5 protein-coding genes and 1 pseudogene are annotated in these 7,386 nt (G+C 46.2%); 5 read left to right on the forward strand and 1 reads right to left on the reverse strand.

Annotation, left to right across the window (positions count from 1 at the left end; all coding sequences use genetic code 11):
• Nucleotides 1-721: 721 nt before the first annotated feature.
• Nucleotides 722-2,431 (reverse strand): NFACT RNA binding domain-containing protein, encoded by a 1,710-nt coding sequence (locus tag JCM2765_RS15600; RefSeq protein ID WP_054737481.1) that lies wholly within the window; start codon nucleotides 2,429-2,431, stop codon nucleotides 722-724.
• Between the two features lie 246 nt (nucleotides 2,432-2,677).
• Here JCM2765_RS15600 and JCM2765_RS15605 point away from each other — a divergent pair, with 246 nt between their 5' ends.
• From JCM2765_RS15605 to JCM2765_RS15620, 5 genes and pseudogenes are all read left to right on the forward strand, one after another.
• Entirely contained in the window at nucleotides 2,678-3,094 is a 417-nt protein-coding gene (locus JCM2765_RS15605; RefSeq protein ID WP_082405179.1) for a MarR family winged helix-turn-helix transcriptional regulator, read from the forward strand.
• A 100-nt stretch (nucleotides 3,095-3,194) separates the two neighbouring features.
• Nucleotides 3,195-4,061: a DegV family protein gene (locus tag JCM2765_RS15610; protein WP_054737483.1), complete on the forward strand. Its 867-nt coding sequence runs from the start codon at nucleotides 3,195-3,197 to the stop codon at nucleotides 4,059-4,061.
• 186 nt (nucleotides 4,062-4,247) lie between these two features.
• Complete coding sequence (locus tag JCM2765_RS18435; RefSeq protein WP_225352134.1) at nucleotides 4,248-4,670, forward strand: TetR/AcrR family transcriptional regulator C-terminal domain-containing protein; 423 nt, start codon at nucleotides 4,248-4,250, stop codon at nucleotides 4,668-4,670.
• On the forward strand, nucleotides 4,634-4,852 hold the full coding sequence (locus JCM2765_RS18440; RefSeq protein ID WP_225352135.1) for a TetR-like C-terminal domain-containing protein: 219 nt from the start codon (nucleotides 4,634-4,636) through the stop codon (nucleotides 4,850-4,852). Before JCM2765_RS18435 ends, JCM2765_RS18440 begins: the two co-directional genes overlap by 37 nt.
• A gap of 209 nt (nucleotides 4,853-5,061) precedes the next feature.
• Nucleotides 5,062-6,754: pseudogene (locus JCM2765_RS15620) on the forward strand (oleate hydratase).
• Nucleotides 6,755-7,386: the final 632 nt, after the last annotated feature.

A 7,386-nucleotide genomic window follows, 5' to 3' on the forward strand; every position in this document is an offset into this window, starting at 1 on the left:
CTACGAGCTAGGAATGGCTGAGGACCGCCATGCCGGATCTCTCCGGACCCGCGTATGACTAAGGCACTCGCACCCCGAACCCCACGGGGCACGATTGCCCAAGTCATACCGACACTGCTGAGCCTCGCGCGCCTCCGCCTCCCGCTACATAGTGCGCTGTCGGCAACCAGAACAGTTGAATGTCACATTCTGAAGCTGACGAAACTGTGTGATAGCAACGCTGAACAATAACTCGACAACTGCAGACGCAATTATGGTCAATGTTCAGTAACCGCAATGGACCAACGATTGTCGATGTGAAAACGTATCAGTTGGACGTCGTTATGCTAATCAGATATGCTACGTTGCCGTTCGACGCATTTTGAGATGTTCTACGATAGCACCGAATTGCGTCAACGTAAGATGTAGGTAAGCGACTAGGTGGATGCTGTGTCGCGATGATTGGTGGTTGTTGGTGTCCTTCCGACAACCGCCAATCATCGGGGACAAATGTAAGACTCGCACGGGGTTTGGCGAGGCTTGCATTTGAGGTCTGAGACCGCCCTTTGGCTCAGACCGGCCCCACAGCAGGAGCCTAGTTGCTTACCGGAATCATAAGTTCAAGCAAATCACTGTACTTCACAAACTAAACAGAAGAATGCTTACGCTGGACACAAACGACAGCAAAAAGCCCTGAAGAGATCTTCTCCAAGGCTTTCGTAGTTGAGTCGCAGTAAACAACCTATTTTTTAAGATGTGATTCAACTTCAGCCCGGTCAGGCGTTACAAACAGGGTTTTTTGACCTTCATAAATTACGTAACCAGGTTTAGTACCGTTGGGTTTCTTGATGCGCTTGACTTGAACATAGTCAACTGGAACCGAGCTCGACTGACGGGCTTTAGAGTAGTAGGCCGCAATGTTGGCCGCCTCTAAGAGGGTCTCGTCAGAAGGGGCGTTATCATGAATAATGACGTGAGAACCCGGCATGTCCTTCACATGCAACCAAACGTCGGTTTTAGCTGCACTGTGTAAGGTCAGTTTTTCGTTTTGCAAGTTGTTTTTACCAACTTCGATTGGGGTGCCATCACTGGCCACGAACTGTTCCGGTTTAGAGATTGGTTGCCGCTTCTTCTTAGCATTCCGCCGGTGTTCGTGATCGCGTAAGTAACCGCCTTGTTGCAGCTCTAACTTAATATCGGTCAGGTCTTTTGGCGCTGCTAACTCGATTTGAGTAGCAATGTTTTCCAGATAGTTCACTTCAGCTTGAGTGATCGTCATTTGTTCCGTGACGTATTTGACCGACGCTTTAAGCTTGTTGTACTTTTTAAAATACTTCTGCGCGTTTTGCGACGGGCTAATTTGATTTGAGAGGCTGATTTTAAGTGGCTTCATCTCATCGTAGAAATTCGGCAGCTCAATGCTGGTCATGCCACGAGTGACTTGGGATAAGTAGGTGGTGAGTAACTCGCCCTTGATGCGAAAATCATCCGCATTTTCAGCTGAATCGAGACTCGCCTGCAATTTTTTGAGTTTCGTTTTATTCTTCTTCAATTCATTACGGACAACGTGAATCAAGGTACTCCCTTGTTGCTGGACGCGGTCTCGCTCGGCACGGTCCTGATAGTAGAAGTCTAAGAGTTCACTTAATGTGTCGAATGATTGTTGAGTCGTTTCTGGTTGATTGTACGGAAAGGCGGAAAATTCAGTTTTGCCGTTTTCGTTGACCGTCAACGTTGGCTCTGGATGGTCAAAGCGCGCGAAGAATTCTCGGAACAATGCCTCGTAGTCGGTTGATTGGTGCAAATGACGCGCGAGTGCTAGCGCCGTATCTTTACCGAGTCCTTGATAACGTTGTCGGAGTTGTTGCGCGAGCACCGCTTCATTCGGATATTGTTGAACGAGGGCGGTGAGCTGATCATCCGGGCCATCAAACGGGTTCAGCAGATCCTGTTTTGGTGGGTTGATATAGTGACCGCCAGGCAATAGCGTCCGATAACGGTTTTGGTCACTCCCAACGTGTTTGATGGTATCCAAAATCGTCATCGTTGCGGTATCGACCAGCATGACGTTACTGTGCCGGGCCATGATTTCAATAATCAATCGCAGCGCGACCTGATCACCTAACTCGTTACGACTGGTGAAATCCAAGTGAACGACCCGGTCATTTTGTGCTTGGCTGATACCAGTCAAAATCGCGCCACTCAGGTATTTACGCATCATCATGGTAAAGTTAGTTGGCGTTACCGGGTTAACGTAGGGGATGGCTGTGGTTTGCAGCCGGGCGAAGGTGGGGTTAGCTGATAACAGTAGGGGGTGACTCTTTCGATTAGCCCGAATCGTCAGCACAATTTCATTATCGTAAGGCTGATTGACTTTTGACACCCGACCACTGGCTAACTGTTGGTTAAGTTCAGTCACCATCGCGTGGGTAAACGTACCGTCAAATGACATGTGTTCACTTCCTTAAGTTTATTCAATACTTTCTTTGAGACATACAAAGTCTAGTATAGCAGATACCCAGAAGAGAGAGAAGCAGTTAGTCTGGACATTTTATTGATTCTGAATGGAATTATAAAAAACAGTTAAATTTTAGCACTTCGTTGTCATCATCAGTTAAGTCCGGGGTTCTCGTAGCGTTTTAAAGCGCCAACATGTATAATACAATTAAGGATTTTAATTATGAAGGGATGACTGACGATGGATGATATATTGGAGAATCTGAGTGTGGCTGCTAAGACGTTACAGAGTCGGACGAGTAAACTGACGAAACAGTATCGGGTTACGATTGCAGAGTGGAAACTCTTGCGCCAAATCAAACAGGGCGTCATTACGCAAGATGCTATGGCTGAAGCGATGCAATTAGATAATTCAACTTTAAGTCGTCAGTTAAAAAACTTAACGGAAAAACAATTCACTTCCAAAACAGCAGTCGGCAAAGATCGCCGGCAATTAGAGTACGCCTTAACGCCAAGTGGCGAGGAGGCGTTGCTCAATATTGATAATGACTATGACGCGCTAACGGACGCAGTTTTTCACTACTGGCCAGAAGATGAGCAACAGATGATGAAAATCTTGTTAAAGCGATTAGCGCGCAGTATTGAACGTGCTAATTAGGAACGGTGAGACAATCTCATGGGCCGCTAATGGACACTGTTCCAAAAAACTGTTAGAATGTTAATCAAGCTAAAATTTGAAAAAGAAACGGGTGTTTGCGATGAAAATAGCTGTGGTTACCGATAGTACCAGCTATTTGTCAGCAGAAGAATGTCAACGATACCACATTCACGTTGTCCCGATTCCAGTCATTATTGACGGACGGTCTTACAACGAAGGTGTCGATATTACAACGGATGATTTTTGGGATAAGCTCCGAACCTCAAAGTCGTTTCCCAGCACGTCACAACCACCACTAGGTGAGATGATTCAACTTTACCAGCAATTGGGTGATGACGGTTACGATACCATTATTAGTATTCACTTGGCCAGCACGATTTCGGGCTTTGTTAATTCACTTCGTCAAGTCAATGAGCATCTAGAAAACACCCACGTGGTGGTCTATGATTCTCAAATTACCGTGAAGTTGATGGGCTATTTGGCCATCGAAGCAGCTAAGATGGCGGCTAAGGATGCGACAGTGGACGAGATTATCGCGCGATTGGACGCGGTCCGAGCCACCATTGATGAAGTTTTCATTGTGGATGACTTGCAGAACCTTGTTCGTGGCGGTCGTTTGTCTAACGCATCGGCCTTTATTGGAAGTTTATTGAAGATCAAACCACTTTTAACCTTCGACGAAACGAGCCATGAAATTGTGGCTTTTGAAAAGGTTCGGTCACGTAAAAAGGCCTTAGTTCGAGTAGAAGATATTTTCCAAGAAGCGTTGGATCAAGTTGACTATCCACTTCGAGCCATTGTGATCGATGGGAATGACCCCGAGGGTGGCGAAAACTGGTTGAAGCAGATTCAGACCAAGTTCCCCAATATTCCGATTGAACGCGGCTACTTCGGCCCAGTCATCGGGACGCACTTAGGTGAAAAATCCCTGGCGTTGGCTTGGATGTTGGATACTGACAAGGCTTAAATGAGAAGTTTGCTATTATTTGAATGATGACGCCTATTTTAGGCACCAGTCATCAATTGTTTAATTTGAACCACCTATGCAAAACTGCGTAGGTGGTTTTTTTAGGTTGCGGTTAATAAATTGTAACAAAGTAGTTAACCTTAGGCGCTATCTTGTAAGTCGACCAGTGGTTTGCGGTATAATAAGTTGAACTATCAAGTAATAACGGGAGGGATTGGTATCGCAACCGATACAAAGTTAAAACTAGCGCAGGCATTTAAAACGCTTTTGGAGACAATGCCACTTAACAAGGTCACCATCGATATACTGACACAACGCGCTGATGTAACTCGCAATACGTTCTACTATCACTTTGAGGATATTTACGCACTACTGGAGTGGACGTTGCAGCACGACGTTTTAGATCAGTTAGCCCACTATCGCCAACTGAATACCTGGCAGGGCGGATTAGATGTTGCTTTAGATTACATTGCTGATAATCGCCAGTTTTGCCGCCACCTTTTTCAATCGGTTGGGCGTGACTTGCTTGAACAGTCGCTCTACGCGATTTCCAGTGAAATGGTTGAAGCGTGGTGCTGGATATTCAACCAGACGTGGCGCCATTTTTAAAAGATGCGATTACCAATTTTTACGGTTGGGCGTTGGTAATGCAGTTTGTGCAATGGTTGAACGCTGATTTGGCTGAACCGAAAGCCACCGTGATTCAACGAGTTGAGTTGATGTTAAACGGGTCGGTTGAATTAGCCTTAAAAAATGGGCAACAGCTCAGCCAGTTTGGACAAACCGACTAGATTGTCTATATCACAACCGTGCCTTGTATTTTACAATGTAAGCGTAAACAAAATATCAACCAAGGCGGGTGATCAACATGAAGCATCGTCATCATCAACACCTCATTCGACACTTGACGACCAGCCTATTGCTGACTGGTCTCATCGTGGGTGGCGCGGTTTATCATTACCGCCACTAATTAACTTAGTTTATCAGGGAGGTCATCTTTATGGTCAAAACAAAGGCAATTATGATTGGTGCTGGGCTGTCCAACATGGCAGCCGCCGTTTATTTAATTCAAGAAGCGCACTGGCACGGTGATCAAATTACGTTTTATGCGTTAGACGATCATGGTGCGAACGATGGTAGCGAAATGGATGACGCAAAGGACGATTACTGGAATGTCAATCACCCGATGGAAAATACTCGGGGGTACATTGCTCGAGGCGGCCGGATGCTGAACTACCGAACCTACGTTGATTTGATGGATCTGCTCGGTCGAGTGCCATCCGTAACTGAAGCTGGCTTGACGGCTGCCGAGGATACCCACGAATTTGACGCCGCTCACCGAACCTTTGATAAGGCGCGGTTACTTCAAGGTGGCAAAGGCATTATTGATGGTGGTAAGTTGGGCCTTAACAGTAAGGACCGGTCGTTATTGACAAAATTGGTGTTGATGCCCGATAAGGAAGAAAACCGGTTGGATAACGTCTCGATTGCTGAGTATTTCAAGGATGATCCACATATCTTCCAAACCAACTTTTGGTACATGTGGGAAACCACTTTTGCGTTCCGGACTCAAAGTTCAGCGCAAGAGCTTCGGCGGTATATGCATCAGATGATTTACGAATTTACCCAGATCGAACACTTAGTGGGTGTTAACCGGACCCGGTATAATCAGTATGAAAGCATTATGCTGCCGCTGATTAACTACTTGAAAGATCAGCTGTCAGTTCGTCATGAATCGCCGGGTAACTGATTGGCAATTCAAAGAAACGGCCATGCAAGATGAAATCACTGTCACCGGTTTGGAAATGACCAACGTGGACACTGGTGAAACAGAAACGGTACCCGTGGACGATCAAACAGCCGTTATCTTTACAAATGGTTCAATTACCGATTCCGCTACCATTGGTGATTATGACACACCGGCACCAGAGAATCCGGATTACGGGGCAGCTGCCAGTCTGTGGAAACGTGCCACTGAGCGCTTCTACAATCTAGGTAATCCCGATAAGTTCTTCGCGAATCGAAACGCCAGTGAGTGGGTCAGCTTTACGTTAACCACCTCGAACCACTTATTGCTGAATGAAATCACGCGAATCACAACGCAGGTTCCCGGAAATGCGTTAAATTCGTTCCTATCGACGCGACCAATTACGCCGTTAGGGCATAACGACGTCAATATGTCGATCGTGGTGCACCACCAACCGCACTTCACGACGCAAAAGCCAAATGAATCGGTTATCTGGGGGTACTTCCTATACCCACGGCGTCACGGTGAGTTCATTGAAAAACCGTACATCGAAATGACCGGTAAGGAAATGGCCGAAGAATTAATTGGTCAGTTGTCTAAGGTTGATCCAGGTCCAGGTAATATTATGGATAAGAAGTCGGCTATTTTGGATAGTATTATCAACAATATTCCGGTTTATATGCCATACGCGAGTGCGTTATTTAACAATCGTGCCAAGACGGATCGTCCGGAAGTAATTCCGGCTCACAGCACCAACTTGGCCTTCACGGGTGAGTTTGCTGAACAGCCTTACCAGATGATTTTTACCGAACAAAGTGCCGTTCGTTCTGGTGAAATTGCGGCCTACCACTTTACTGGCATTCCGATGGATTGGTTAGTTGATACACCACGGTATGATAAGGATTTGAAGACGTTGGCTAAGGCGACTAAGAAGATGTTTTCTTGAGTAGTTGATGTGAATTAAAATAGCGTTCCGACTCGTAATATGAGTTGGGACGCTTATTTTTGTAGTTACGCTTGTGTCCAGCGTAAGCATTCTTCTGTTCAGTTTGTGAAGTGCGGTGATTTGCGTGGACTTACGATTCCGGTCAGCGGCTAGGTTCCTGCTGTGGGGCCGGCCTGAGCCGAAGGGCGGTCTCAGACCTCGAATTGAAGACTCGCCAAAAACCGTGCGAGTCTTCAATTCGTCCCCGATAATTGGCGGTTGTTGGAAGACCATCAACAACCACCAATTATCGCGACACAGCATACACCTAGCCGCTGACCGAAATCTTACATCGTCGTAATTCGGCACTATTGTAGACCATCTCAAGTGCTTAACTGAACGTTATGCTACAGTATGACAGCGATTGATGTTAACTCGGTAAACACCACAATCGGTTATCAGTCGTCATTTCCGTGATGAATAAGTCTAGCCTGAACATTGACTCAACTCGTTTGAACGTGCTGCTGACTCAATGTCATTACGTTGGTATTCAACTTTTACTGAGTTGTTTGTGATTGTCATCGTGCGACAGTTTGGCCTTCATGATAAATTTTCGGGAGTGCGGTCCTGCTGCCGATAATCCGCAAACAAGA

Origin of the sequence: Secundilactobacillus similis DSM 23365 = JCM 2765 (assembly GCF_001311075.1) — a bacterium.
GTDB classification, from domain to species: domain Bacteria; phylum Bacillota; class Bacilli; order Lactobacillales; family Lactobacillaceae; genus Secundilactobacillus; species Secundilactobacillus similis.

Bases quoted from the DNA above. Each gene is read 5' to 3' on its own strand.
- JCM2765_RS15600 (WP_054737481.1), bottom strand. From the start codon at position 2,431: ATGTCATTTGACGGTACGTTTACCCACGCGATGGTGACTGAACTTAAC.
- JCM2765_RS15605 (WP_082405179.1), top strand. From the start codon at position 2,678: ATGGATGATATATTGGAGAATCTGAGTGTGGCTGCTAAGACGTTACAG.
- JCM2765_RS15610 (WP_054737483.1), top strand. From the start codon at position 3,195: ATGAAAATAGCTGTGGTTACCGATAGTACCAGCTATTTGTCAGCAGAA.